Source organism: Streptomyces sp. NPDC004609 (genome assembly GCF_042873655.1).
Lineage (GTDB): Bacteria > Actinomycetota > Actinomycetes > Streptomycetales > Streptomycetaceae > Streptomyces.
Genome location: NZ_JBIALS010000013.1, coordinates 129,409 through 153,422 on the forward strand (window position 1 = coordinate 129,409; position 24,014 = coordinate 153,422).

Consider the following 24,014-nt stretch of genomic DNA (forward strand, 5'->3'; position numbering starts at 1 on the left):
GTGCCAGGGATGGGACATGCTGCTCACCGACGTGTCAGAGGAAGTACAGGAAGCGCTCGCCGCGCACCGGCCCGTGGTGGCCCTGGAGTCGACGATCATCGCGCACGGTCTGCCGCGCCCCCGCAATCTCGCCGTGGCCGCCGAACTGGAAGGGCTCGTACGGTCCGGGGGAGCTGTTCCCGCCACGATCGCCGTGCTCGACGGACGGGTGCACATCGGCCTGGACAAGGGCCAGTTGGAGCGGGTCGCGCGGGACGACGACGTACGCAAACTGGGTCACCGGGATCTCGCGCCGGCCCTCGCCACCGGGGCGAGCGGGGCGACGACCGTCTCGGCGACGGCGTTCCTGGCGTCGCGGGCCGGGATCCGGGTCTTCGCGACCGGCGGGCTCGGCGGGGTGCACCGCGAGTGGACCCATTCGCAGGACGAGTCGGCGGACCTGCGGGTGCTGGCGGGGACCGGGATCACCGTGGTCTGTGCGGGGGTGAAGTCCGTACTGGACGTGCCCGCGACGCTGCAGCGGCTGGAGACGCTGGGCGTGGCGATCGTCGGCTTCCGGACGGATCGTTTCCCCGGTTTTTATCTGACGTCCTCCGGGGCGCCGGTCGACTGGACCGTCGACTCCCCCGAGCAGGTGGCGGAGGTGATCCACGCCCGGGAGGCTCTCGGCGGCCCCGAGTCGGCGCTGATCGTCGCCAACCCGGTCGCCGAGTCGGAGCAGCTGGACCCGGCCCTGCACGACCGCGTCCTCGGCGAAGCCCTCGACGAGTGCGCGGAACGCGGCATCACGGGCCAGTCCGTGACACCGTTCCTGCTGGACTTCCTCGCGCGCCGCACCAACGGCGCGTCGCTGGAGGCCAATGTGTCGGCGATCCGGGGCAACGTCCGCCTCGCAGCCCTGGTGGCGGCGGCCCTGTGAACGGCACCACCCCCGCCGCCCGCGTCCCGGCGGGCGAGGGTGCGGCAGGCGACGGGTCGGGTCCCGCCGCCCCGGCGGACAAAGGCTCCGGGAGCGGGAGCCCCGGACCCGACGGTCGACCCTGCGAAGGACACCGGGGTGGGTGCTCCCGGCACACCGGGCAGGGGGACGCGCAGCGGCAGGGCGTTCCCCGGCCTGCCGCCCACGACCGCGGGGAAACGCCGACCGGACCGGCCGCCCACCCGGACCGTGCCCATCCGGACCGTGGCCACGCGTTCCGTGCCCGTCCGGGCCGGGGCGCGCAGGACCACGGCGGCACAGATCCCCAAGGCACGGCGGACGCGTTGCCCGGCGCCCCGGAACACGGGAGCCACCCCGACGGGCAGCCCGTCGCTCCGGCCGGGCACGGGCTCGCGGAGCCCCGGCTCCCGGTCACCGGCGCCCTGGGCCACTCCGCCGCGCCCGATGGCGCCCCCGCCCTCCTTGTCATCGGCGAGGTGGTGACCGATGTCGTCGCCCGCCACTCCACGGCCCTGGCGCACGGCACGGACACGGCGGCCCGTATCCGTATCCTCCCCGGCGGCGCGGGGGCCAATGTCGCCTGCTGGGCGGCGCGCCGGGGGCGCCGGAGCGTACGGCTCCTGGGGCGGGTCGGCCGCGACCAGGCCGACTGGCACACGGAGCACCTGCGGGCAGCCGGGGTCCACTCGCTGCTGGTGGCCGATGACACCGTGCCCACAGCGACGGTCATCGCCCTCGTCGACGCGACCGCCGAGCGGACCTTTCTCACCGACAGCGGCGCGGCGCTGCGGATCTCGCCCGCCGACTGGTCGCCGTCCCTGCTGGACGGCGTCGGTCACCTCCATCTCTCCGGGTATCTGCTCTTCGCGGACATCAGCCGCCGGCTCGCGGGGCTCGCCCGTACATCGGCCCGCGCACACGGGACGCCGGTGAGCGTCGACCCCGCGTCCACCGGCTTCATCCGGGCCCTGGGCGTGGACCGGATGCTGTCGTTACTCGACGGCGTGGACGTCCTCGTCCCGAATGCCGACGAGGCCCGTCTCCTCACCGGCCTGACCGACCCGGCCAAGGCCGCCGCCGCACTCAGCCGGCGCGTCCCGCTGACCGTCGTCACGCTGGGGCGCGAGGGAGCCCTGGTGGCGGAGTCCGGCGCGGTCACGGCCCGCGTCCGGGCCCCCTCCGTACGAGCCGTCGACACCACGGGCGCGGGTGACGCGTTCACCGGAGCGTTTCTGGCCGCCCGTCTGTCGGGTGCCGACCCGGCGACGGCGGCGGAGGAGGGCTGCCGCGCGGGCTCGGAGGCGGTGAGGCTCATCGGCGGCCGGCCGACTCCCCCGACCGTCCCCCGCTCCGGGCGTTCACCTCAGCCCATGCCGCCCCACGCCGGGTGACGCGGGTCATCGGCTCGTACCAGCACATCGGCGGCCTCCGCGGGCCCCACCTCCTCCTCGTACCTCTGGAACGCGGGCAGCGTCCAGTGCTCGCTGTGGTCCATACGCCGGCGCAGGGCCGCGGGCGACAGCCCCAGATGCACGGTCAGATCGAACGGGAACCAGTGCCCGAGGAGGAACGGACCGTGCAGCAGCAGCACTCCGCCGTGCGGCAGTTCGGTCCGCGGGCTCCGGGTCGCCCGGTCGGTCACGGGATCCCGGAGATCGGGCAGCACCATCCCGCTGCCGCCCGTCTCCAGGGGGCCGAACACCTCGCGCCGCAGGGCGCCGGTGTCGAACCAGTCGCTGTAGTACGCGTCGGGGTCGTACCGCCCGTGCTCGTACCGCAGTGACGCGGGGCGCAGAAATCCGCCGGTGCCGACGACGATGCCACCGCGCCCGCGCAGCCGCAGTGCTTCCTCGACCCGTCCGGCGAACTCCCCGCCTCGCGCGGCGGGGGCCCCGTCCACCCCGATGCGCACCCAGGAGCCGCCGTCCTCGGCCTCGGTCTCCAGGACCTTGTCGGCGATGGCTTCGGTCAGCCGCTCCCAGGTGATCGCTTCGAGTCTCACCAGTCCATCATCGTGCAGGGCGGGGCGTCGAGCGTTTGGCGACTAGTCGCCAGCACAGGGCGGGGCGTCCGCGTCGACCGACAGGGGGCCGTCCTTGGGCAGCAGATAGGTCAGATACAGCACCACCGGCTCACTGCCGAGATTCCGCCCGATGTGCCGGTTCCGTGCTCCGGACGGCTCGATGAAGGCACCCCCGGCAGGGGTCACCTCGACCGTGCAGTCCTCAAGCGTCCGTGTCAGCGTTCCCGACGTCACGACGGCGAGAAGCTGCCCCGGGTGGTAGTGCCAGCCGGTGGAGCCGCCGGGTGCGAGAGTGATCGTCCGCACGATCACATCGGTTGCGCCCTCCGCCCCCAGATGCAGCGATTCCTGCGAGACGCCCCGCGCGAGGACCGTGCCGGAGACACCGCCACCCGGCGAGACGTCCGCCGCGGGCACGCTCGCCGGCGCCGCCGGACAGTCTGCGGGGATCCTCGCCCCGCGTCCCCGTCCCGTACACCCCGCGCGCCCCGCACACCCCGTGCGCCTCGTGTGCCGCGGCCTGTCCGTGAGTTCCATGGAACCCTCCAACTCCGTGACGCGGCATCGGCGTTCTGTCGCCGACTCCCGTCCGCGCCCTTTCGCCGAACCGTCCTACGGTAGCAAGGCGAACGCCGGTACCGGAAAGGGAAATGCAGGTGAAATACGGGAGCGGGCCCGGAGGCTTAGCCAGCCTCCGAGCCCTGTGAATGCCGCCCATGGGGCACGCCGGCGCACTTGAGGACCCGAGTCAGTCATCATGTCGTCGCGTCCTGCCTTTGGACCACCGCACATCGAGCTGTGCGGGCCGGAGTTGAACCGGCATTTCGACGCCCGGGGCTCGGGCCCGGTCGATCCGGCGATCGGCGGCGAATGCTGAATCTGGAGCAATAGTCTGAGTCTGACGGCGGTCTGCCTCTGCCCGGCTTGGGCTACCGCGGCCCGAATTCGTGGTGCCGCGGGGAGGATTCGAACCTCCACTGGAACCGCCTGATCACGACAAGCCTCAGTTTCAGCTTGCGCTCCTCGCGCACCCCGCCCGCATCGCGGGCGGGGGGTTCGTGAGGCTACCCGCTATCCGAACAGGTAGCCGAACACCGCGTCACCCACTCTCTGGTCGGTGACCTCCCCGCCATTGGCCTCCTCGCGCGCGAACTTGACGGCCTGCTGGAGCTTCTCGACCCGGTCCAGCAGTTCGTTCACCCGCCGGGCCGGAAGCGCACCCGAGAACTTCACCGTGGTCCAGTAGCCGACCGGGATGTCCTCGTAGTAGACCTCGACCTGCGCGGGGTGCTTGTCGGTCGCCTCGGCCTTCACATGGTTACGGGGGACCTTCTTGGTGCGCAGCGTCCGCACGGCGTCCGTCTTCCACGCGTCGGTCGACGGGTCCTGCGTCCACGACTCGGAGGCATCGAGCACCGGCAGCTTGCGCACGAAGGTGTTGATGTCCGTCAGCTGCTTCTCCAGGAAGAGGAGGTACGCCACCGGTACTTCCCGTACCAGCACCTGTCCGTCCACGGTGACATCGGCACGGGCGGAGCAGTTGGCCCAGTCCTTGGTGGCGGTCACATCGAAGAGGCGGGTGAGGGTCTTCGCCGTCTCGCGCAGCACGTCCTCCGCCTTGACCTGCACGCGGGTGGACTCGGGCGGCAGCTGCTCGCCCTCCTCGTCCTTCGGCTGGTACGTCCGCGAGATCCCGGCGAGCAGCGCGGGCTTCTGGAGGCCGTGATGGGCGGACGTGAGGTCCTGGTGTGCCTTGGACTTGACGCCCTTCTCCACTGCGATGATCTGATTCAGCTTTGCCACGCGCTCACGCTAGCAAGACCGCAACGGGTGTTCGAGCCATTATCCGGGCCCGCGCCCACGTCGAACGGCCCGGCTGTACGGCCCGGAGGCACGCCCCGGCCTCGGGCCCGCGCCCGCGGTCACGACCCGGTCGGCCGGTAGGCCACCGGGCGGGCGCGCGCCCGGGCCCGGGTGCGGACGGCCGAGGCAGGCGCGCCGCCTCCGCTTCGGCAGGGCCGGACGTCAGTAACGAACAGGCAGTTCGAGCAGTCCTCTGGCTCGTGTCGACGGCCGGCGGCGGAGTTCGTGCTCCGGGACGTCGAGCGCGAGCTTCGGGAAGCGCTCCAGCAGGGCCGTGAGCGCGACCTCGGTCTCCAGGCGGGCCAGGGGTGCCCCGAGGCAGTAGTGGATACCGTGCCCGAGCGCGACATGGCCCGCGGTGTCCCGGTCCAGATCGAGCCGGCCGGGCTCGGGGAATCGGCCCGGGTCGCGGTTGGCCGACGCCAGGGAGAGCAGTACGGTCTCGCCCTTCGGGACGGTCACTCCGCCGATCGTCATGTCCTCGACGGGGAAGCGCCGCAGAGCCAGCAGCGCCGGTCCGTCGTACCGGAAGAACTCCTCCACCGCCGCCCCGATCCGGCCCGGATCGGCCCGCAGCGCCTCCAGTTGCCCGGGGTGGCGAAGGAGCGCGAGAGCCGCGTTGCCGATGAGCTGGACGGTGTTCTCGTACCCGGCGAAGAGGATCAGGAAGGCGAGCGACATCAGCTCGTCCTCGCTGAGCCGGTCGGTGCCGTCCGGCCCGGACTCCTCCCGCACCGCGATCAGCGCGGACAGCAGATCGTCGTCCGGCCGGGCCCGTTTGTGTGCGAGGAGTTCGGAGAAGAAGCCGACCACGGCCGCCATGGCCTCCCCGGTCCGGCCGGGCCGGGCGGGATCGGGCATGAGCAGCGCGTCCGTCCACTCGCGGAAGTCGCGCCGGGACTGCGGCGGCACTCCGAGCAGTTCGCAGATGACGGTGATGGGCAGCGGCGCGGCGTACGCGGCGACGAGGTCCGCCCGGCCGTCCCCCGCCATGGCGTCGAGGAGATCGTCGGCGATACGGCGGACGGGCTCCCGCAGTTCCTCGATCCGGCGGGTGGTGAACGCCCGGGAGACCAGCCGTCGGATCCGGGTGTGATCGGGCGGATCCATGTTCAGCAGATTCGCGTCCAGAGCGGGCGGCAGCCCGAGTCCCCGGTATCCACCGGGCGCCGAGTGCCGCTTGTCCAGGGACAGCCGCGGATCGGCGAGGCCGTGCCGTACGTCCTCGTAGCGGGTGACGAGCCAGACCGGCAGTCCGTCCGGCCCGGTGACGCGGTGCACCGGCGCGGTCTCGCGGAGCCTGTCGTACACGGCGTACGGATCTGCAAGCAGTTCGCCGGTCGGGTCCTCGTTCGTCATGGGGTCACCCTAAGGGCGTTCACAGTTGCTCCATCACGGAAGTCAAGCGATGATTTTGCGCCGAGATCCGGCCGGACGTTGAGAAGGTTCTCTCCCATGACAGACCGCCCGCTCCTCCTCCTCGACGTCGACGGCCCGCTCAACCCGTTCGCCGCGCGTCTGCCCCGTCTGCGCGGCTATACGACCCACCGTCTGCGCCCCGCGGTCTGGCTGTCCCGTCAGACTCCCGGTTCCCGCCGCCACCGCCGCGGCCTCCGGGTCCGCCTCAACGCGTCACACGGGCCCCGGCTCACCGGGCTCCCCTTCGAACTCGCCTGGGCGAGTGCGTGGATGCACGAGGCCAACACCCTGATCGCTCCGGGTGTCGGGCTTCCCCCGGATCTGCCGGTGGTCGAATGGCCGGAATCCTTCCCCGCCGACCCCGACGGTCTGCTCTGGAAGACCCGCCCGGTACTGGAGTGGGCGGCGGGACGGCCATTCGCCTGGGTCGACGACATGCTGACCGCGCGGGACGTGGCCCATGTCGCCGAACACCACGACGCCCCCGCGCTGCTGTTGCGCATCCATCCGAAGTGGGGGCTGCGGGACGACGACTTCGCGAGGCTGCGGGGGTGGGCGGAGGCGCTGTGAGCCCAGCCGGCGCGGGAACCGCCCCCACCGGCCCCCACCGACCCGCATGGCCCGCCTTACCGCGTGCTTCTTCTGCCCGCGTGCTTCTTTGCCGCCCCCGGGCCATCCGCCCCCGGGTCATCCGTCCGCGGAGGCGTGTCCCTCGTGGGCCAGCAGAGTGGTGAGCGCGCCGACCGGGTCCGTGTCCGGAGTGCCCCGGGGCCACCAGTCCTCGCGGTCGGTGTCCGACTCGTATCCGTACCAGAGGCCGTCGCGGCCGAACCGGAGCTGGAGCGCGGAGGTGGAGAGGCGGTTGCGCCGGGGGCGGAAATGCGGGAAGTCGGCCGCCGCCAGGGCGGGCCGGGCACGGTCGAAGGGTCCGGCGGGCGGATCCCAGGGCTCTTCCAGTACGTCGAGGGCCGGGCGCCCTCCCTGGCGCCAGGCGGCCACCGCCCGTGCCAGGTCCGTGGGTGTACGGCCGGTGGCGGCCGCCAGATCCCGGTACAGGGCGCGGGTGGACGCGGTGAGCCCGGCGCCGGGGTGCGCGGCGGCCAGCCGAACCGCGTCCTGCCAGACGGTGAGCCCGGCTATCGGATCGGTGCCGCCGGTCAGCAGGGTGTGCGCGCGGGCGGCCGCCTCGCCTGCGAGCAGGTCGAGGGCGATCGGATCGGGCGCGCCCGTCGCCTCGGGGTACGCGGGTGGCCGGCCCGGCTGCTCCGGCAGGGGGAAGGGCGGGGGAAGGGCGGGAAGCCGCGTACGGACCAGGACCTCGTGCGCCGGAACGGTGGGCGCGGGCGCGGCGGTGCGCTCGGTCGCCGACCGGGTGGCGTTGCGGTGGGAGAGCTCGGCCAGGATGTCCCGCTCCCCCATGCCGCGCATCAGGAAGAGCACGAACGGATCGTGGTCCAGCAGCCGCGCCGTCTGATAGCAGAGCGCCGCCGCGTGCTTGCAGGGGTAACCGTCGTCCGGGCAGGAGCAGTCGGGAACGAGGTCGCCTGGTGTGGGCAGCAGCTCCGCCGCCGTGGCGAGCGCGTGGGGCACGTCCTTGTCGAGCAGGGCCGCGATGTGGTCGGGGCGGGCGGCCGCGGCGGCCAGGAAGTCCTCCCAGTCGTCGTCGGAGAGCGTGCGGAGACGGATCTCCGTACGGTACGGGCGCACTCTGCTGCCGTGGACGTATGCCGTGACGCGGCCCGGGGTGACCGTGATCGCGTCGACATGGCCTCCCCGCGCGTACGCCCGGCCGCGGGCCAGCCTGGCGAGGTCCAGCGCGGTGGCCTCCAGCGCCTGGACCCAGGCGTTCCCCCACCAGCTGGACGCGAACTCCCGGCCGGTGCGGGGCTCCAGGGCGGGGAAGGTCCGTCTGCGGTCGTCGTGCCGCAGGGCCGGGGAGCCGTGGTGGCGGCCGGATGAAAGGGGTCCGGTGCGGCGGCCCGGTGCCGGGGTCACGCGGGCCTCCGCAGCGAGACGAGATCGGCCAGTTCACGGTCGGTCAGCTCGGTGAGGGCGGCCTCCCCGGAGCCGAGGACCGCGTCGGCCAGTGCCCGCTTGGCGGCGAGCATGCCGGAGATCCGGTCCTCCACGGTGCCTTCCGCGATCAGGCGGTGGACCTGGACGGGCCGGGTCTGCCCGATGCGGTACGCCCGGTCCGTGGCCTGCTCCTCGACGGCGGGGTTCCACCAGCGGTCGAAGTGGACGACATGGCCCGCCCGGGTCAGATTGAGCCCGGTGCCCGCCGCCTTGAGGGACAGGAGGAACACCGGTGTCCCGCCCGACTGGAAGCGGTCGACCATGCGCTCCCTCTCGGCCACGGGCGTTCCTCCGTGGAGGAGCTGGGAGGGAATGGCGCGGGAGGTGAGGTGCTGTGACAGGAGCCGCGCCATGGAGACGTACTGGGTGAAGACCAGGACCGATCCGTCCTCGGCCAGGATCGTCTCCAGCAGCTCGTCGAGGAGGGCGAGCTTGCCGGAGCGCCCGGCCAGCCGGACCGCTCCCCCTCGGGCGGACGCGCCACCGCCTCCCCGGGCGCCGGCGGGGCCGTCGCCCCACCCTCCGTACTCCTTCAGGAACTGCGCCGGGTGATTGCAGATCTGCTTGAGGTCGGTGAGCAGCTTCATCACCAGGCCCCGGCGCGCGATGCCCTCGGCGGCCTGGATGGCGGCCATCGTCTCCCGTACGACGGCCTCGTACAGCGAGACCTGCTCACGGGTGAGCGCGACGGGATGGTCCGACTCCGTCTTGGGCGGCAGCTCGGGCACGATGCCCGGGTCGGACTTCTTGCGGCGCAGCAGGAAGGGCCGGACGAGGCGGGACAGGCGCTCCACCGCGTCCTCGTCCTCGCCCAGCTCCACCGGTCGGGCGTGGCGGGCCCGGAACGTCTTCAGCGGCCCGAGCAGCCCCGGGGTCGTCCAGTCCAGCAGGGCCCACAGCTCGGAGAGGTTGTTCTCGACGGGGGTGCCGGTCAGCGCGACCCGGGCGGGTGCCGGAATCGTCCGCAGGGCCCTGGCGGTCGCGGAGAACGGGTTCTTCACATGCTGTGCCTCGTCGGCGACGACCAGCCCCCAGGTGTGCCCGGCCAGCCGCTCCGCGCTGGAGCGCATGGTGCCGTAGGTGGTGAGCACGAAGCCGCCCCCGGTGTCCGGCAGGGCCCGGTCGGTGCCGTGGAACCGGCGGACGGGCACCCCCGGGGCGAACCGGGTGATCTCCCGCTGCCAGTTGCCGAGGAGGGAGGCCGGGCAGACCACCAGCGTCGGTGCGGGGCGGTCGCGGTGGAGATGGAGCGCGATGACCGTGACCGTCTTGCCGAGACCCATGTCGTCGGCGAGAGCGCCGCCGAGTCCGAGCGAGGTCATCAGGTCGAGCCAGGCCAGACCGCGCAGCTGGTAGTCGCGCAGAGTGGCGGTCAGGCCCTCGGGCGCCGCGACGGGAGCCGCGCCCGCCGTGAGCCGGTCGCGGAGCGCCGCGAGGGTGCCCGTCGGCACGGCCTCCACCGTCTCGCCGTCGACCTCGGCCGTGCCGGTCAGCGCCGCCGCCAGGGCGTCGACGGGCTGGAGCAGTCCGAGCTCCCGTTTGCGTGCCTTCCGCACGAGACCGGGGTCGACGACCACCCACTGGTCCCGCAGCCGTACGATCGGGCGGTGCGACTCGGCCAGGGCGTCCATCTCCCGCTCGGTGAGCGGATCTCCGTCGAGCGCCAGCTGCCAGTTGAACGTCAGCAGTTCCCCGCTGTCGAAGAACGGGGTGCCGTCCGTCGCCGAGCCGGGAGCCGGCCGCACGACCGCGGCGGCCGAGAGCGTGCGCGCGAGCTCCTTCGGCCAGTGCACGGCGACCCCTGCCGCGGCCAGCCGGGCGGCGCCGGGTCCCAGCAATTCGTACAGCTCGTCCTCGGTGAGTGCCAGCACATCGGGAACGTCCCGCTCCAGCAGTCCGGCGAGCGGTGCCCAGACCCGCGCCGCCCTGCGCAGTGCCAGCACGGCGTCGATCCTGGCCCGGGGGCCGAAGTGTCCTTCGCCCTCCCCCGCCCACAGTCTGGCCGCGTCCACGACGATCGTGGGATCGGCGAGGCTGTGCACCTGAACGAGGGCGGCTGCGGCTCCCCGCCTGTCCTCGTCCGCGCTCTCCTCGTCGGCGATGTCGAAGAGCCGGAACGCGGACAGGTCGAGCCGCAGGGACACCCGTACGCCCGCGTCCATGCCCGCCGCGGCCTCCGCGGCCCACTCCCTGGCACCGGGCAGATGCTGGGCGGCGGTGGCCGCGAAGGGCGCACCGGCGGCGAGGGCCGCCGCCGGTGTGCGGGGCAGGGCGTCGGCGACCGAGTCGAAGAAGGCCCGCACCAACGCCTCCGGGTCGGGCAGCCGGATGGGTCTCGGACCGGGGGCGGGCGTGGCGTACGCCTCGTACGGCATGGCGGCGGCGATCGCCCTGAGCTGGGCGATGTCGGAGGCGTCCAGGGGGCCCGCGCGCCAGGCGTCGTGATCGGCCGCGGTCAGGCCGGGCAGCAGCCGGCCGCGGGCCACCAGATGCAGGGCGTGCAGCGCGGCGGCGCCCCAGCAGGCCGCGGCGGGATGCGCGGCCGGATGGCTTCGGGCGCGGGCCAGCAGCGGCACGGCCTCGGCGACGGGCAGCAGCACGGCGGGGACGGCACGGCTTCGGACGGCCTGCTCGTCGGGGTGGCCGGGGCCCGCCGGGTGCTCCGGAGTCGTGTGGTGAACGACGGTGATCTCGTCGGTCGTGTCGTGCGGCAGGTCGCCGTCGGGAGCCCAGAAGGCGACCCTGCCCTCACGCGGCAGCGCCGCGGGAAGGAAAACCGCCGCACAGCTGTGCAGCGGACGCGCGGTCCCGGATGTCATGGGTCACCTCCCACCCTCGTCGGTCGTGTACCGGAGTGCTGATCTACGACCTTACGGGTGGGGTCTGACAACGACCTCCGCCGCGGGCCCGGAGTGTGCGTGACCAGGGCCTTTCCGGGGCGTCCCGATTCTTCCGGTGCCGGCGCCACCCGTCCGCCCCGCTCAGCGCTCCGGGGGCACCGGCCGGACCCGCGGGGAGCCCGATGCACCGGCGGGGGGCTCCCCGCCCGGCTGCAGTGTCTCCGGATCGGCGGCGGGACCCGCTTCCGTCACGTCCTCCCTCTTGGAGACGTGCTCCGGACCGGCGGCTGTGTGGACCTCATACGCCTCCTGTGCCTCGCTCACCTCACGCGCCTCGTCCTCTCGCGCCGCCTCCAGCTCCGGCTCCGTATCGATCTCGATCCCCGGCTCTCGCCCCGCAGCGGCCGGAGCCTCCACCGAGGTGCCCGGCGGCGCCGGTTCCACCACGCTCCCCGCTCCGGCCCGCCGCTCCGACGGCTGCTCTCCGGGCGGTGCCTGCTGCGCGCGCTCCAGGAAGCGGAGGAGTTCCACCGGGAACGGCAGCACCAGCGTGGAGTTCTTCTCCGCGGCGACGGCGACCACGGTCTGCAGCAGGCGCAGCTGCAGTGCCGCGGGCTCCTTCGACATCTGGCCGGCCGCCTGGGCCAGCTTCTTCGATGCCTGAAGCTCCGCGTCCGCGTTGATCACCCGGGCCCGCCGCTCGCGGTCCGCCTCCGCCTGGCGGGCCATCGAGCGCTTCATGGCCTCGGGGAGGGAGACATCCTTGATCTCCACGCGGTCGATCTGTACACCCCACCCCATGGCCGGGCTGTCGATCATCAGTTCCAGGCCCTGGTTGAGCTTCTCGCGGTTGGAGAGCAGATCGTCGAGATCGCTCTTACCGATGATCGAACGCAGCGAGGTCTGCGCCATCTGCGAGACCGCGAAACGGTAGTCCTCCACCTCGATGATCGCGTCCGCCGCCTCGACGACCCGGAAGTACACGACCGCGTCGACGCGGACCGTCACATTGTCCCGGGTGATGCCCTCCTGAGCGGGGACCGGCATGGTCACGACCTGCATATTGACCTTCTGGAGCCGGTCCACCCCGGGCACGATCATCGTGAATCCGGGCCCTCGGACGGCGCCCCGCAGCCTGCCGAGGCGGAGCACCACACCTCGTTCGTACTGCTTGACCACCTTGGCCGCCGCCATCGTGTACACCACGGCACCCGAAGCGGCCGCGATGCCCGCGACCACCAGCTCTTCGACCATCGGGGCACCCCCTTCCGTCCGAGCTGACGCTCACTTCCACGGTATGCCCGAGGTGGTCCCGGGGGCGAACGTGCGTACTACGCCGCCTGGCCCGGTTTCAGAGCTGGAACCAGCCGTGTCCGCAGTGCCGGTGGCGGCCTGCCCGGAGATGGTCGCCGATGGCGCGTTCCAGCGTGGTGCGCCGGGGCAGCGACTCCGGCGGCAGCTCCGGATCGCCGAAGACGAAGCCGATCGGGCCCGAGCCCTCCGCGGGAGCGGGTTCGGAGGCGAGGTGGAAGCGTTCCTGGGAGCGGCGGATGTCGGAGTCCCCGGGGAGACAGCGGGCGAGCTGGGGATCGAGGAGCCAGGAATGGCAGTCGGCGACCCGATAGGCCTCCTCCGGGTAGCCGCGGGCGAAGAACTGCCCGGCCAGGTCGCGGATGTCCTCGTGGGACACCCCAGCAACGCCTCCGCCGGCTCATCGCCGCGGGCAGTTCCACCTGCGCGCCGGTCACCGGACTCCCCCTCGGTTCGGGCCTCACGGCCGATTGGGACGGGTGCATGTCGCACGGGCGCCCGGCCACCTGTCACGGGTGCCTGGGACGGGTACCCGTCCCGCGGACGGCCTCTCGTACGGGCACCGGGCAGGCGGACCGTACCGGCAGCGGGTACGCGCACGCCCGCGTGCGGATCGCCGGGCTACGCCCGGGCGCGGCCGCGAGGGCTCCTCCGGAGTGCCGCGGCGGGTGCATCCTGGAAGACGGAGAAGGAATCACCATGCGCACCGGGAGTGAACCGATCACCGCCCGCAGTCCGCTGCGGATGCGGTTCTGGCTGAGCGTATGGGGCCTGATCTGGACCGGCGCGGGCACGGCGATCTTCGCGATCACGTCCCATCCCGGCTGGGCCGTGCTGTGCGGGGTGCTGTTGCTGATCGTCATCGTGGACATGATCCAGATCGTGCGGCACATCCGGCAGGGGCCGCATTACCAGCCGGGCCGGGAGATCCCCCCGTACGAGCCGGTGCACGAGGACCGCCGGGCCCGCTCCGATCCGGGACAGCCGCACCACGACGGGCCGCGCCACACCTCGTAGGCCAGGCCCGGTGGCGGCGGGGACGCCGTTCACGCCTCCGCGTCGAAGCGGGCAGCCTTCAGATACTCCGGCTTGGGGTCGAGGGCCGCCGCCAGCCGGAAATGGCGTTTGGCCTGCTCGGGGCGGCCCGCCCGCTCGAACGTACGGGCCAGGGCGAAGTGCGCGAACGCGTTGTCCGGCTCGCGCTCCAGGACCAGTTCGAATTCGAGTTCGGCGGGGCGCAACTGGGCCGCGGCGAAGAAGGCCCGGGCCCTCAGAAGCCGGGCGGCCGTGTTCTCGGGGTGGGCGGCTATGACCCCGTCCAGCAGCTTGACGGCACCACGGGGGTCCCGCGCGGCCAGCAGTTGCTCGGCGGCGCGGTAGTCGATGACGTGCGTCTGCGGGTCGCTTGGGGGCACGGTCGCATCCTTCCCACTGCCGAGCCGTTCCAACACCGGTCCCGGCAGCGGTATTCCGGACGGACACGAACTCAAGGTTCACAGGACCCCGGCCGCACCGGCGACCGCGGGGCCCAGTCCGACCACCGTCACCACCAGACCCGCGCTCACGAACGCCCGGTCCACGCCGGTCCGCTCATGGCCGTCGACCACGATCTCCCGCGGATCGGCGGGGTCGTAAGAGAGCCGGACACTGCTCCCCTCGGGCAAGCGGGGCACCGGGGAGACGGTCTCCATGACGCGGCCGTCCCGGGTCTCGTACTGCAGCAGCGGCCGCTCCCCGCCGGGCGGCGGAGGCTTCACCACGGCGATGGCGAAGTGGCCCGCGCGCCTGATACGACGGGTCTGCCGCAGGCCGTACGCACCGGCGAGCACGGCTACCAGCCCGCCCAGCACGGTGACGGCGCCGAAGACGATCTGCACCACGTCTACGCTAGCCGTGCCCGGGGACGCCGTACACGTCGCTTGACGGATATCTGACGCGCCGGGGACTTCCCGGCGCCGGATACCTCGGGGGCGGTGCGCGGGACCGGAACGGCACACCCTCTGTCGAGGGCCCTGTCCTGCGCTCCGGCCGGGTCAGGTCTCGGCCGGGTGCCGGATCACCGGGTGTCCGCCCGTCGGACCAGCTCCGCCCATACCACGCGGACCTGCGGTTCCAGGTCCTCCAGGGGTCCGTCGTTGTCGATGATCAGATCGGCGACGGCCCGCCTCTGCTCACGCGTGGCCTGTGCCGCCATCCGCGCCCGCGCCTCGGACTCGGTCATTCCGCGGAGCCTGACCAGCCGGTCCAACTGCGTTTCGGGGGCGGCGTCCACGACGACGACCAGGTCGTACAGTGCTGCGAGATCGTTCTCGGTGAGCAGGGGCACATCGTGGACGACCACCGAGTCCTCCGCCGCGGATTGTGACAGTTCCCTCGACCGCGCCCCGACGAGCGGATGCACGATCGCGTTCAGGGCCGCCAGCCGCTCGGGGTCGGCGAAGACGATCGAGCCGAGCCTGGGCCGGTCCAGGGTTCCGTCGGCGGTGAGGATCTCGCGGCCGAACGCTTCGACGACGGCCGCGAGCCCCGGTGTACCGGGCTCGACGACCTCGCGGGCGATCTTGTCGGCGTCGACGAGCACCGCTCCGTACGACTCCAGGAGCCGGGAGACTTCGCTCTTGCCGGCGCCGATTCCGCCAGTCAGGCCTACAGACAGCATGAGCGGCAGCTTAGCTTCCGGCCCCGCGGCGTCGGCCGCGGGCCTGTGACCTCAGGAGTCGCCCTCCCGCTCCGCGAGGAAGCGCTCGAATTCGAGACCGATCTCGTCCGCGGAGGGCAGATCGACCGGTTCGGCGACCAGGTTGCCCCTGCTCTCGGCGCCCGCCACGGCGTCGTACTGGTGCTCAAGTCCCTGCACGAGGGCGACCAGTTCCTCGTCGCCCTCGCCGATCTGGCGCTCGATCTCGTTCTGAGTGCGGTGTGCCTCGGTGCGCAGGGAGTGGGCGACCGCGGGCAGGACGAGGCCGGTGGCGGCGGTGATCGCCTCCAGGGCGGTCAGTGCGGCGTCCGGGTAGGAGGAGCGGGCGACGTAGTGCGGTACATGCGCGGCGACGCCGAGGACGTCGTGGCCCGCCTCCATGAGTCGGAACTCGACCAGTGACTCGGCGCTGCCCGGGACCCGCGCCTCGTCGAACGGGCCGCGGTGGCCGGGCATGAGGTCGGTGCGGTTGCCGTGCGGGGTGAGGCCGACCGGGCGGGTGTGCGGAACGCCCATGGGGATGCCGTGGAAGTTGACCGAGAGGCGCACTCCGAGGCGCTCGACGATCTGCGCGACGGCCGCCGCGAAGCGCTCCCACTCCACATCGGGCTCGGGGCCCGACAGCAACAGGAAGGGGGCTCCGGTGGCGTCCTGGACGAAACGGACCTCGATGTCCGGCGTGTCGTACGCCGTCCAGCGGTCGCGTCTGAAGGTCAGGAGCGGTCGGCGGGCCCGGTAGTCCACCAGCCGGTCGTGATCGAATCGGGCCACCACCTGATGAGGCAGCGTGGAGAGCAGGTTGTCGACGATCTGCTCGCCGGTCTCACCCGCGTCGATGTATCCGTCGAAGTGATACAGCATGACCAGACCGGCCGACTCCTGCGCGAGCGCCACATCGACGACGGCGAGGCCCTTCGGCTCCCATTCGTACAAACCCTGCGGATCAAGCACGATTACCGCTCCTCCTCGTCTCTCTCAACGAGAACGCGCGGTGACGCACCGGCATTCCCCTCGCACGGTGCGAACACACCGGAGGTCGCGGACGGACCGGTCGTGCCCCCGAATCATGTAAGGCCCGCTCCCCAGGGGGGAGCGGGCCTTACATGTCAGCTGTCGGTCAGCCGGTCAGAGCGTCAGCTCTGGCCGCCGGCCAGCTTCTCGCGGAGGGCGGCGAGCGCCTCGTCCGACGCCAGGGCGCCGGAGTTGTCGTCCGACTCCGAGGAGTACGAACCACCGGTCGGCGCGGCGGCCGGAGCGGCGGTGCCACCCTCGGCGGCAGCGGCCTCGTCGGCCTCGCGGGACTTGATGACCTGAGCCTGGTGCTGCTCGAAGCGCTGCTGCGCCTCGGCGTACTGGGTCTCCCACGCCTCGCGCTGGGTCTCGAAGCCCGGCAGCCAGTCGTTGGTCTCCGGGTCGAAGCCCTCGGGGTAGATGTAGTTGCCCTGGTCGTCGTACGACGCGGCCATGCCGTACAGAGTCGGGTCGAACTCCACCGACGCCGGGTCGGCACCGAAGGACTCGTTGGCCTGCTTCAGCGAGAGGCTGATGCGACGGCGCTCCAGGTCGATGTCGATGACCTTGACGAAGATCTCGTCGTTGACCTGGACGACCTGCTCCGGGATCTCCACGTGGCGCTCGGCCAGCTCGGAGATGTGGACCAGGCCCTCGATGCCCTCGTCGACGCGGACGAACGCACCGAACGGCACCAGCTTGGTGACCTTGCCGGGGACGACCTGGCCGATCTGGTGCGTACGGGCGAACTGCTGCCACGGGTCTTCCTGAGTCGCCTTCAGCGACAGGGAGACACGCTCGCGGTCCATGTCGACGTCGAGGACCTCGACGGTGACTTCCTGGCCGACCTCGACAACCTCGGACGGGTGGTCGATGTGCTTCCAGGACAGCTCCGAGACGTGGACCAGACCGTCGACGCCACCCAGGTCCACGAAGGCACCGAAGTTGACGATCGAGGACACCACACCGGACCGCACCTGGCCCTTCTGGAGGGTGGTGAGGAAGGTCTGGCGGACCTCGGACTGGGTCTGCTCCAGCCAGGCACGGCGGGACAAGACCACGTTGTTGCGGTTCTTGTCCAGCTCGATGATCTTCGCCTCGAGCTCCTTGCCCACATAGGGCTGGAGGTCGCGGACACGGCGCATCTCCACGAGGGAGGCCGGAAGGAAGCCGCGGAGGCCGATGTCGAGGATGAGTCCACCCTTGACGACCTCGATGACGGTACCGGTGACGATGCCGTCTTCTTCCTTGATCTTCTCGATGGTGCCCCAGGCACGCTCGTACTGGGCGCGCTTCTTCGAGAGGATCAGGCGGCCTTCCTTGTCCTCCTTCTGGAGAACAAGGGCCTCGATCTCGTCGCCGACCTTGACGACCTCGTTCGGGTCGACGTCGTGCTTGATCGAGAGCTCACGGCTCGGGATGACACCTTCGGTCTTGTAACCGATGTCGAGCAGGACCTCGTCCCGGTCGACCTTCACGATGACGCCGTCGACGATGTCGCCGTCGTTGAAGTACTTGATCGTCTCGTCGATCGCGGCGAGGAAGGCTTCCTCGTTACCGATGTCGTTGACCGCTACCTGCGGAGTGGCGGTGGTCTCGGTGCTGCTCGTCATGTGGGAAAGGGCTCCGGTGCGGACATTGAAGTCGTAGGTACTGCTACGCCGAGAGCCCGTATCGCAGCTGCAAGAAGCCGGACAGCCTAGGAAGCGCCGGCCCAGTCGGCGCTCCGGAAGCGGACTGAGCTTCCGGAAACGAATTTCCGCCTGGAGGCGCCTCGTGAACCGAGGGGACATACATACAGATGCGAGCGCGGCCTGCTCTGTCTGAGGCACGCAGGCCCGCAGCGCAACTTGTAGCATACGGGGGCAGCGGTAGACGGTCAATGCGCGAAGGCGCACACCCGGGGCGGATCGCCCCATACCCGGCACAACTAAGGTTTGCGGAGGCCACCATGGCCGCCATTGGTCGCGCTGAACGCAAACTACAACGACGGTGAAGATGAGCCAATACACGGAAGCGGCGTCGGCGTCGGAGGGCACGCGCGCGGGTGCGGGTGCCGGGCCGGAACCCGAGCCGGAAGCCACCCGCCGTGACACGGACGACGCGGAGAGCAGCCGGGCCAGCCGGGGCTGGTGGGACCGGAACGCGGACGAGTACCAGAACGAGCACGGCCCGTTCCTGGGCGACGACCGGTTCGTCTGGGGACCGGAGGGTCTCGACGAGACGGACGCCGGACTGCTCGGCCCCGTGGAGTCCCTGAAGGGGCTCGACGTCCTGGAGATCGGCGCGGGCGCGGCGCAGTGCTCGCGCTGGCTCGCCGGCCGGGGCGCGCGGGCGGTGGCCCTCGACCTCTCCCACCGGCAGCTCCAGCACGCGCTCCGGATCGGCGGGGACGTCCCCCTGGTGGAGGCCGACGCGACGGCGCTGCCGTTCCGGGACGGCTCCTTCGATCTCGCCTGCTCGGCGTACGGAGCGATTCCGTTCGTCGCGGACCCGGTGCGGGTGTTCACCGAGGTGCACCGGGTGCTGCGGCCCGGCGGCCGCTGGGTCTTCTCGGTCACCCACCCCATCCGCTGGGCCTTCCCCGACGAGCCGGGCCCGGAGGGCCTGAGTGTCTCGGCCTCGTACTTCGACCGCACCCCTTACGTCGAGCAGGACGCGGAGGGGCGCGCCGTGTACGTGGAGCACCACCGGACGGTCGGCGACCGAGTACGGGACGTGGTCGCGGGCGGCTTCAAGCTGGTGGATCTGGTCGAACCGGAGTGGCCTGCGTGGAACAGCCAGGAGTGGGGCGGCTGGTCCCCGCTGCGGGGGAATCTGATTCCGGGGACGGCGATCTTCGTGTGTGTACGGGACTGAGGCCCTGAGCGCCCCCGGCGGCGGTTCCGCCACCACGACGCCCGCCGCGCAGGAGCGGCCCCGCCCGGCTCCGGGCCCGCCCCCGCCGGCCCGGACCGGGACCGGCAGCGGGTCGTGACGGCCGGCGGGCCGGGCCCGTCGTCGGCCGGGTGATCCGGTCTGCCGGAACAAGCCCGTCCTCGGTCCGGGGTCCGGCTCCGCGAGGTCCTGCCGCCCGGCCGAGCGGCAGGACCGGCGGGGTATCCGGGCCGGAACCGTCGTCGGCGGGGCATCCGGGCCGGACACCTGACGCCATTAGTCATATGAACTGATGAACTCATCGTGCTGTGGACAACCGGGAACACGGCTCGCGGAGACGGACAACACTGAACGCATGATCCGAACCGAAGCACTCGACCGCCTGCCGGTACGCCACGCCGTGCCCGGACTGATGGCCGCGCTCGACGAGCGCGGTACGGCGGTGCTGCACGCCCCGCCGGGCACGGGCAAGACGACCCTGGTGCCGCTGGCGCTGGCCGGACTCGTCGGCGGCGGCCCGCGCCGGCGGGTGCTGGTCGCCGAGCCCCGCAGGATGGCGGTGCGGGCGGCCGCGCGCCGGATGGCGTGGCTGCTCGGCCAGGAGGTCGGGGACACCATCGGTTACACGGTCCGCGGCGAGCGGCGCGCCGGCCCGGCCACCCGTGTCGAGGTGGTCACGACCGGTGTGCTGTTGCAGCGCCTGCAGCGGGACCCCGAACTGCCGGGGGTGGACGCGGTGCTGCTCGACGAGTGCCATGAGCGCCATCTCGACGCGGACACCGCGATGGCGTTCCTCGTGGAAGTACGGGCGGTCCTGCGGCCGGAGTTGAACCTGGTCGCGGCCTCGGCGACGGGCGATGCCCAGGCATGGTCGCAGCTGCTGACCGTCCTGGACGGCACGGGCCCCGCACCGGTCGTCCACAGCAAGGGCGAGGGGTACAGCTGCGGGATCCACTTCGCCGCTCCTCCCGCCGGGATCCGGCCGGCGCACGGGACGCGGGTCGATCCGGCGCTGCTTCGGCATGTGGCATCGATGGTGCGGCTCGCACTCGAACGGCACGAGGGGGACGTCCTGTGCTTTCTTCCGGGCACGGGCGAGATCGCCCGGACGGCCGGGATGCTCGACGGCGTGGACGCCGAGGTGCTCCAGTTGCACGGGCGCGCCCCGGCCGCCGTGCAGGACGCCGTGCTCCGGGGCAGCGGAGGTGAGCGGCGGCGAGTGGTGCTGTCCACCTCGGTGGCCGAGTCCAGTCTGACGGTGCCCGGTGTGCGGGTGGTGGTCGATTCGGGGCTGGCGCGCGAGCCCCGGATGGACCACGCGCGCGGTCTCGGGTCACTGGCGACCGTCCAGGTCTCGGTCGCGGGGGCGGCCCAGCGCAGCGGCCGCGCGGGACGCGAGGCACCGGGGACGGTCTACCGGTGCTGGGCCGAGGCCGACGACGGGCGGCGTCCGCGGTTCCCCTCGCCCGAGATCAGGATCGCGGATCTGGCCGCCTTCGCCCTGCGGGTGGCCTGCTGGGGGGATCCCCGGGCGTCGGGGCTCGCCCTGCTGGACGCACCGCCCGCCGGAGCCATGGCCGCGGCGAGGGAGGCCCTGACCGCGATCGGCGCGGTGGACGGAGACGGTCGGGCGACGGACCGAGGGGTCCGGATGTCCCGCCTCGGGCTGCATCCCCGTCTGGCCCGCGCCCTCCTCGACGGTGCCCCCGAGGTGGGCGCGCGCCGCGCCGCCGAGGTGGTGGCCCTGCTGAGCGAGGAGCCGCCGCGCGACTATGGCGACGATCTGGCCGTCGCCTGGCGGGCGGCCCGCCGTGGCGGTGACGGCTACGGAGCCCGCTGGCGCACCGAAGCCCGGCGGCTTGCGTCCTCACTGCCAGCGACGGAGAGTTCGGGAGTCACGGTCGGAGGCACCGGCTCCGGTCAGGGCCCGCACGCCGGAGAGATGAACCGGGGAGCTGATTCCGGGCCGGATGCCCGATCCCTCGCCGCTGCCGCCACGTCCGGCCCGGGTGCCGGATCCGGGGCGGGTGTTGTCGGGCCCGGCCCGGCTGCGGACTCGGGTGCGGAGGGCGGGCCCGGTGTGCCAGCCGGGTCCCGCGACGGAGCGGGAGCTGGCGCGGAAGGAGGACGAGAGGATTCCGGTGCCGGTGCCGGGCCGGTCGGCGGGTGGCGCGGGACCGGGCGCCAGGCCGGGGGTGGACTCGGCGATGACGCGGTCGCCGGACTGATCACCGCGCTCGCCTTCCCCGAGCGGGTGGCCAGGGCACGGGGTGAGGGCGCGTTCCTCATGGCCTCCGGGACCAGGGCCGACGTCGGGGCCGAATCGGGTCTGCGCGGCGCCGAGTGGCTGGGGGTCGCGGTCGCGGACCGGCCGGCGTCCGCCGCCTCCGCCCGGATGCGGCTCGCCGCGGTGATCGACGAGGACGTCGCGCGTACCGCCGCCGCTCATCTCCTCGGCTCGGTCGAGGAGGTCCACTGGGAGAGCGGCGATGTCGTCGCACGGAATGTACGGCGGCTGGGCGCGATCGAGCTATCGGTACGCCGTATCCGGGACCCGGACCCCGCCCTGGTGCGGGACGCCCTTCTCGACGGACTGCGGCGCGAAGGACCGGAGCTGCTGCAGTGGTCGCGGGACGCCCGGGGGCTGCGGGAGCGGTTGGCCTTTCTGCACCGGGAGTTGGGCGAGCCGTGGCCGGATGTGTCGGACGCGGGTCTGCTGGGCCGTGCCGGGGACTGGCTGGAACCCGAGCTGTCGCGAGCCCGGAGAAGGGCCGATCTGGGACGGATCCGGGCCGGGCATGCCGTGCAGCGGCTGCTGCCGTGGGCGAGCGGTGAGGCGGCCCGGCTGGACGAGTTGGCGCCGGAGCGGATCGAGGTGCCAAGTGGATCACGCGTACGCGTCGAGTACGGCGGGGAGCAGCCCGTCCTGGCGGTGAAGCTCCAGGAGCTGTTCGGGCTGCGGGAGACGCCCACGGTGACAGGTGTGCCGGTGGTGGTGCATCTGCTCTCCCCGGCGGGGAGACCGGCCGCCGTCACGGCAGATCTGGCGTCGTTCTGGAAGGAGGGATACCGGTCTGTACGGGCGGAGTTGCGGGGGCGCTACCCCAAGCACCCCTGGCCGGAGGACCCGTCGGTCGCGGGGCCGACCCGCCACACCAAGGCGCGGCTCGACAGGGACCGCTGATGGGACCGGCGTCGCCCCCTGGCTCGCCCGGTGATCGGGGCCACCCGATCAGGCGGCGCCACAACCCGCCGGGCCGTCATCACCCAGCACTCCCGGTGGGCGCGGTCGGCCGCCCAGGCGCCCGCCCCCGTGGGCTTCGCAGCCCGTCATCGCCCGGTGGCACCGGGACGCCAGGGGGCCACGCGGTTCGGGATCGCACCCGTCGCCGGGCACCCCCGGGGCGGCGAGAGCCCGGCACCCGCGCCTCGTGGGTGCCTGGAGCCACCCCACCTCCCAACACCCACCGGGCCGCGCCGCCCTCCACTCCCCACCGAGCTCCACCGCCCAACACCCACCGAGCCGCACCGCTCTCCACTCCCCACCGAGCCGCACCGCCCAACGCCCACTGGGCCGCACTCCAGCGCGCCGGGCCGTATCACGCACCGGGGCGCCGACCCCACTTCGGAGCCCGCACGGCGCCCGGCCGGTGTGCGGGCCGCCGGGGCCGGGCGCGCCAGGCGGTCACCCGCGCACGACGACAGGGCGACGGGGCGGACCGCACCGCCCCGGGCTCACGGCGCCTGGACCGGGTTCACACCGGGACCGGTTCGGGTTCGGGGTCCGATCGTTGTTGCCGGGGGCGGCGGCTGCGGGCCTCCAGGACCAGGGACAGGGTCAGGAGTCCCGCCGCCAGAAAGAGGAATCCCCATGGAAGATAGGAGGTGAGCAGCAGGACCAGCTGGCGCTGGGACTTCACCAGTTCGACGGTGTGGTCCGCATAGTCGGGGCGCATCTTCACATGGCCCGCGAAGGCGGTGACCTTGTCCCGGCCGCCGAGGAGCGTGCCGCCGCGGAGTTCCTCGGTGTGGATCTCCTCGCCGTTGACGGGGGCCCCGGTCACCGGGTCGACCCAGAACATGCGCTTGGTGGTGTACCAGCGGGTGGTCCCGGTCTGTTTCTCCAGCGTGCCGGCGTCGATACCGGGGATGGGCATCTTCTTGGGGAACGGCACCTTGGTCCAGGGAATGGTCTGCTCGAAGTAGTACACGTCGAGGCCGCGGTACTTCTGCGTCCCCTTGTAGTGGATGGGGGCGGAGCTGCGGGTCTGGGCGTCGAAGTACTCGTAGTCCCGCTTCTCGGTGAGGAAGGGCCACTTGTACTCGATGCCCTCGCGCCGGACCGGTTCGCCGTCGACGGACTCACCGGTGGCGTGGACGGGAGCCTGGCTGTGGGCGTCAAAGATATAGCGCTCGGGGATCTGGGACACCATCTTGCCGTCGGGTCCCTGGACATAGGAGAGGGTGTCCCAGACGACGACATCGCGGCCGGCGCTGCGTTCGATCTTCTCGGACTCCTCCACATTGCCCTTGAGGGTCTGGACGATGGTGAGCTTCTCCACCTCCTTGGCCCGGAGGGTGCCGTAGTCGAGGAGGGTGGCGGGCCTCGCCTCCATGACCACCTCCTGGTACTGGCTGGGCGGGATCTTGGCGAGCCGGGGGAAGGCGTACCAGCGCAGCAGCGGTGAGAGTGCGGCGAAGAAGACGGCGAAGGCGAGGAGTACGAGGCTCGCTCGGCGGCGCATGGGCTGGCCCTCCTACTTCTTGGGGCCGGGGACGGTGGTCAGCAGCGGCTTGGGAGAGGTCTCGCCCGGGGGCGCGCCGATTCCGGTCATGGCGAGGACGAGGGCGAGGGCTGCGGCCAGCCCGATGGCGGCGGCGACGAGGGCGCGCATGCTCGGCCTCCCGGGGCTCGGATCCCAGTGGATCTGATACGGCGTCAGGGCGGGGGCACCG

Annotated in this window: 20 protein-coding genes and 1 pseudogene; 6 read left to right on the plus strand and 15 right to left on the minus strand. The window is 72.3% G+C overall.

What is annotated here, in order from left to right; translation table 11 throughout:
- Positions 1-16: 16 nt before the first annotated feature.
- Both ACFYT4_RS15675 and ACFYT4_RS15680 read left to right on the plus strand, forming a co-directional pair.
- Complete coding sequence (locus ACFYT4_RS15675) at positions 17-919, plus strand: pseudouridine-5'-phosphate glycosidase (protein WP_389268593.1); 903 nt, start codon at positions 17-19, stop codon at positions 917-919.
- A gap of 443 nt (positions 920-1,362) precedes the next feature.
- Positions 1,363-2,331 carry a carbohydrate kinase family protein gene (locus ACFYT4_RS15680; protein WP_389268683.1) on the plus strand — a complete coding sequence of 323 codons (969 nt, stop codon included), beginning with the start codon at positions 1,363-1,365 and terminating at the stop codon, positions 2,329-2,331.
- Here ACFYT4_RS15680 and ACFYT4_RS15685 read toward each other — a convergent pair.
- From ACFYT4_RS15685 to ACFYT4_RS15700, 4 genes are all read right to left on the minus strand, one after another.
- The gene (locus ACFYT4_RS15685) at positions 2,304-2,942 is read right to left on the minus strand and encodes a uridine kinase (RefSeq protein WP_389268595.1); all 639 of its coding nucleotides are present in this window, start codon (positions 2,940-2,942) and stop codon (positions 2,304-2,306) included. The genes ACFYT4_RS15680 and ACFYT4_RS15685 overlap by 28 nt on opposite strands.
- Positions 2,943-2,984: 42 nt before the next feature.
- Complete coding sequence (locus ACFYT4_RS15690) at positions 2,985-3,380, minus strand: cupin domain-containing protein (protein ID WP_389268597.1); 396 nt, start codon at positions 3,378-3,380, stop codon at positions 2,985-2,987.
- Positions 3,381-4,034: 654 nt separating this feature from the next.
- A complete protein-coding gene (locus tag ACFYT4_RS15695) occupies positions 4,035-4,766 on the minus strand; it encodes a hypothetical protein (protein ID WP_389268599.1) in 732 nt (243 codons plus the stop codon).
- A 222-nt stretch (positions 4,767-4,988) separates the two neighbouring features.
- Positions 4,989-6,185, minus strand: a complete 1,197-nt coding sequence (locus ACFYT4_RS15700) for a cytochrome P450 (protein ID WP_389268601.1) — start codon at positions 6,183-6,185, stop codon at positions 4,989-4,991.
- A gap of 96 nt (positions 6,186-6,281) precedes the next feature.
- On the opposite strand from ACFYT4_RS15700, the gene ACFYT4_RS15705 reads away from it, so the two are divergent.
- Positions 6,282-6,815 (plus strand): hypothetical protein, encoded by a 534-nt coding sequence (locus ACFYT4_RS15705; RefSeq protein ID WP_389268603.1) that lies wholly within the window; start codon positions 6,282-6,284, stop codon positions 6,813-6,815.
- A 117-nt stretch (positions 6,816-6,932) separates the two neighbouring features.
- Here ACFYT4_RS15705 and ACFYT4_RS15710 read toward each other — a convergent pair whose 3' ends face one another.
- The 4 genes and pseudogenes from ACFYT4_RS15710 to ACFYT4_RS15725 form a co-directional block, all read right to left on the minus strand.
- Positions 6,933-8,240 carry an SWIM zinc finger family protein gene (locus tag ACFYT4_RS15710; protein WP_389268605.1) on the minus strand — a complete coding sequence of 436 codons (1,308 nt, stop codon included), beginning with the start codon at positions 8,238-8,240 and terminating at the stop codon, positions 6,933-6,935.
- A complete protein-coding gene (locus ACFYT4_RS15715; RefSeq protein ID WP_389268607.1) occupies positions 8,237-11,140 on the minus strand; it encodes a DEAD/DEAH box helicase in 2,904 nt (967 codons plus the stop codon). Before ACFYT4_RS15715 ends, ACFYT4_RS15710 begins: the two co-directional genes overlap by 4 nt.
- Before the next feature lie 162 nt (positions 11,141-11,302).
- The gene (locus ACFYT4_RS15720; protein WP_389268609.1) at positions 11,303-12,415 is read right to left on the minus strand and encodes an SPFH domain-containing protein; all 1,113 of its coding nucleotides are present in this window, start codon (positions 12,413-12,415) and stop codon (positions 11,303-11,305) included.
- 97 nt (positions 12,416-12,512) lie between these two features.
- Positions 12,513-12,827 (minus strand): annotated as a pseudogene (locus tag ACFYT4_RS15725) (acyltransferase); the annotation flags it as partial.
- A gap of 344 nt (positions 12,828-13,171) precedes the next feature.
- Here ACFYT4_RS15725 and ACFYT4_RS15730 point away from each other — a divergent pair.
- A complete protein-coding gene (locus tag ACFYT4_RS15730) occupies positions 13,172-13,489 on the plus strand; it encodes a DUF6343 family protein (protein WP_389268611.1) in 318 nt (105 codons plus the stop codon).
- Positions 13,490-13,518: 29 nt separating this feature from the next.
- On the opposite strand, the gene ACFYT4_RS15735 is transcribed toward ACFYT4_RS15730, so the two are convergent.
- From ACFYT4_RS15735 to rpsA, 5 genes are all read right to left on the minus strand, one after another.
- Positions 13,519-13,887 carry a tetratricopeptide repeat protein gene (locus ACFYT4_RS15735; RefSeq protein ID WP_389268613.1) on the minus strand — a complete coding sequence of 123 codons (369 nt, stop codon included), beginning with the start codon at positions 13,885-13,887 and terminating at the stop codon, positions 13,519-13,521.
- Between the two features lie 78 nt (positions 13,888-13,965).
- Positions 13,966-14,349, minus strand: coding sequence for a DUF3592 domain-containing protein (locus ACFYT4_RS15740; RefSeq protein ID WP_389268615.1), 384 nt, complete (start codon positions 14,347-14,349; stop codon positions 13,966-13,968).
- Positions 14,350-14,528: 179 nt separating this feature from the next.
- Positions 14,529-15,131: a dephospho-CoA kinase gene (gene coaE, locus ACFYT4_RS15745; RefSeq protein ID WP_389268617.1), complete on the minus strand. Its 603-nt coding sequence runs from the start codon at positions 15,129-15,131 to the stop codon at positions 14,529-14,531.
- A gap of 51 nt (positions 15,132-15,182) precedes the next feature.
- Positions 15,183-16,121 (minus strand): PAC2 family protein, encoded by a 939-nt coding sequence (locus ACFYT4_RS15750; protein ID WP_389268619.1) that lies wholly within the window; start codon positions 16,119-16,121, stop codon positions 15,183-15,185.
- A gap of 182 nt (positions 16,122-16,303) precedes the next feature.
- Positions 16,304-17,794 carry a 30S ribosomal protein S1 gene (gene rpsA, locus ACFYT4_RS15755; protein ID WP_384719569.1) on the minus strand — a complete coding sequence of 497 codons (1,491 nt, stop codon included), beginning with the start codon at positions 17,792-17,794 and terminating at the stop codon, positions 16,304-16,306.
- 385 nt (positions 17,795-18,179) lie between these two features.
- Here rpsA and ACFYT4_RS15760 point away from each other — a divergent pair, with 385 nt between their 5' ends.
- A complete protein-coding gene (locus ACFYT4_RS15760; RefSeq protein ID WP_389268621.1) occupies positions 18,180-19,040 on the plus strand; it encodes a class I SAM-dependent methyltransferase in 861 nt (286 codons plus the stop codon).
- Between the two features lie 373 nt (positions 19,041-19,413).
- Positions 19,414-22,242: an ATP-dependent RNA helicase gene (locus ACFYT4_RS15765; protein WP_389268623.1), complete on the plus strand. Its 2,829-nt coding sequence runs from the start codon at positions 19,414-19,416 to the stop codon at positions 22,240-22,242.
- 571 nt (positions 22,243-22,813) lie between these two features.
- Here the strand turns inward: ACFYT4_RS15765 and ACFYT4_RS15770 are convergent.
- The gene (locus tag ACFYT4_RS15770; RefSeq protein WP_389268625.1) at positions 22,814-23,803 is read right to left on the minus strand and encodes a DUF3068 domain-containing protein; all 990 of its coding nucleotides are present in this window, start codon (positions 23,801-23,803) and stop codon (positions 22,814-22,816) included.
- 12 nt (positions 23,804-23,815) lie between these two features.
- Positions 23,816-23,953 carry an SPW_0924 family protein gene (locus ACFYT4_RS15775; RefSeq protein WP_389268627.1) on the minus strand — a complete coding sequence of 46 codons (138 nt, stop codon included), beginning with the start codon at positions 23,951-23,953 and terminating at the stop codon, positions 23,816-23,818.
- Between the last annotated feature and the right edge of the window lie 61 nt (positions 23,954-24,014).

What these genes read in the sequence shown, in the direction of transcription:
- ACFYT4_RS15765 (WP_389268623.1), top strand. Translation starts at nt 19,414, where the DNA reads ATGATCCGAACCGAAGCACTCGACCGCCTGCCGGTACGCCACGCCGTG.
- coaE (WP_389268617.1), bottom strand. Translation starts at nt 15,131, where the DNA reads ATGCTGTCTGTAGGCCTGACTGGCGGAATCGGCGCCGGCAAGAGCGAA.
- rpsA (WP_384719569.1), bottom strand. Translation starts at nt 17,794, where the DNA reads ATGACGAGCAGCACCGAGACCACCGCCACTCCGCAGGTAGCGGTCAAC.
- ACFYT4_RS15705 (WP_389268603.1), top strand. Translation starts at nt 6,282, where the DNA reads ATGACAGACCGCCCGCTCCTCCTCCTCGACGTCGACGGCCCGCTCAAC.
- ACFYT4_RS15675 (WP_389268593.1), top strand. Translation starts at nt 17, where the DNA reads ATGCTGCTCACCGACGTGTCAGAGGAAGTACAGGAAGCGCTCGCCGCG.
- ACFYT4_RS15775 (WP_389268627.1), bottom strand. Translation starts at nt 23,953, where the DNA reads ATGCGCGCCCTCGTCGCCGCCGCCATCGGGCTGGCCGCAGCCCTCGCC.
- ACFYT4_RS15760 (WP_389268621.1), top strand. Translation starts at nt 18,180, where the DNA reads ATGAGCCAATACACGGAAGCGGCGTCGGCGTCGGAGGGCACGCGCGCG.
- ACFYT4_RS15720 (WP_389268609.1), bottom strand. Translation starts at nt 12,415, where the DNA reads ATGGTCGAAGAGCTGGTGGTCGCGGGCATCGCGGCCGCTTCGGGTGCC.
- ACFYT4_RS15770 (WP_389268625.1), bottom strand. Translation starts at nt 23,803, where the DNA reads ATGCGCCGCCGAGCGAGCCTCGTACTCCTCGCCTTCGCCGTCTTCTTC.
- ACFYT4_RS15730 (WP_389268611.1), top strand. Translation starts at nt 13,172, where the DNA reads ATGCGCACCGGGAGTGAACCGATCACCGCCCGCAGTCCGCTGCGGATG.
- ACFYT4_RS15715 (WP_389268607.1), bottom strand. Translation starts at nt 11,140, where the DNA reads ATGACATCCGGGACCGCGCGTCCGCTGCACAGCTGTGCGGCGGTTTTC.
- ACFYT4_RS15700 (WP_389268601.1), bottom strand. Translation starts at nt 6,185, where the DNA reads ATGACGAACGAGGACCCGACCGGCGAACTGCTTGCAGATCCGTACGCC.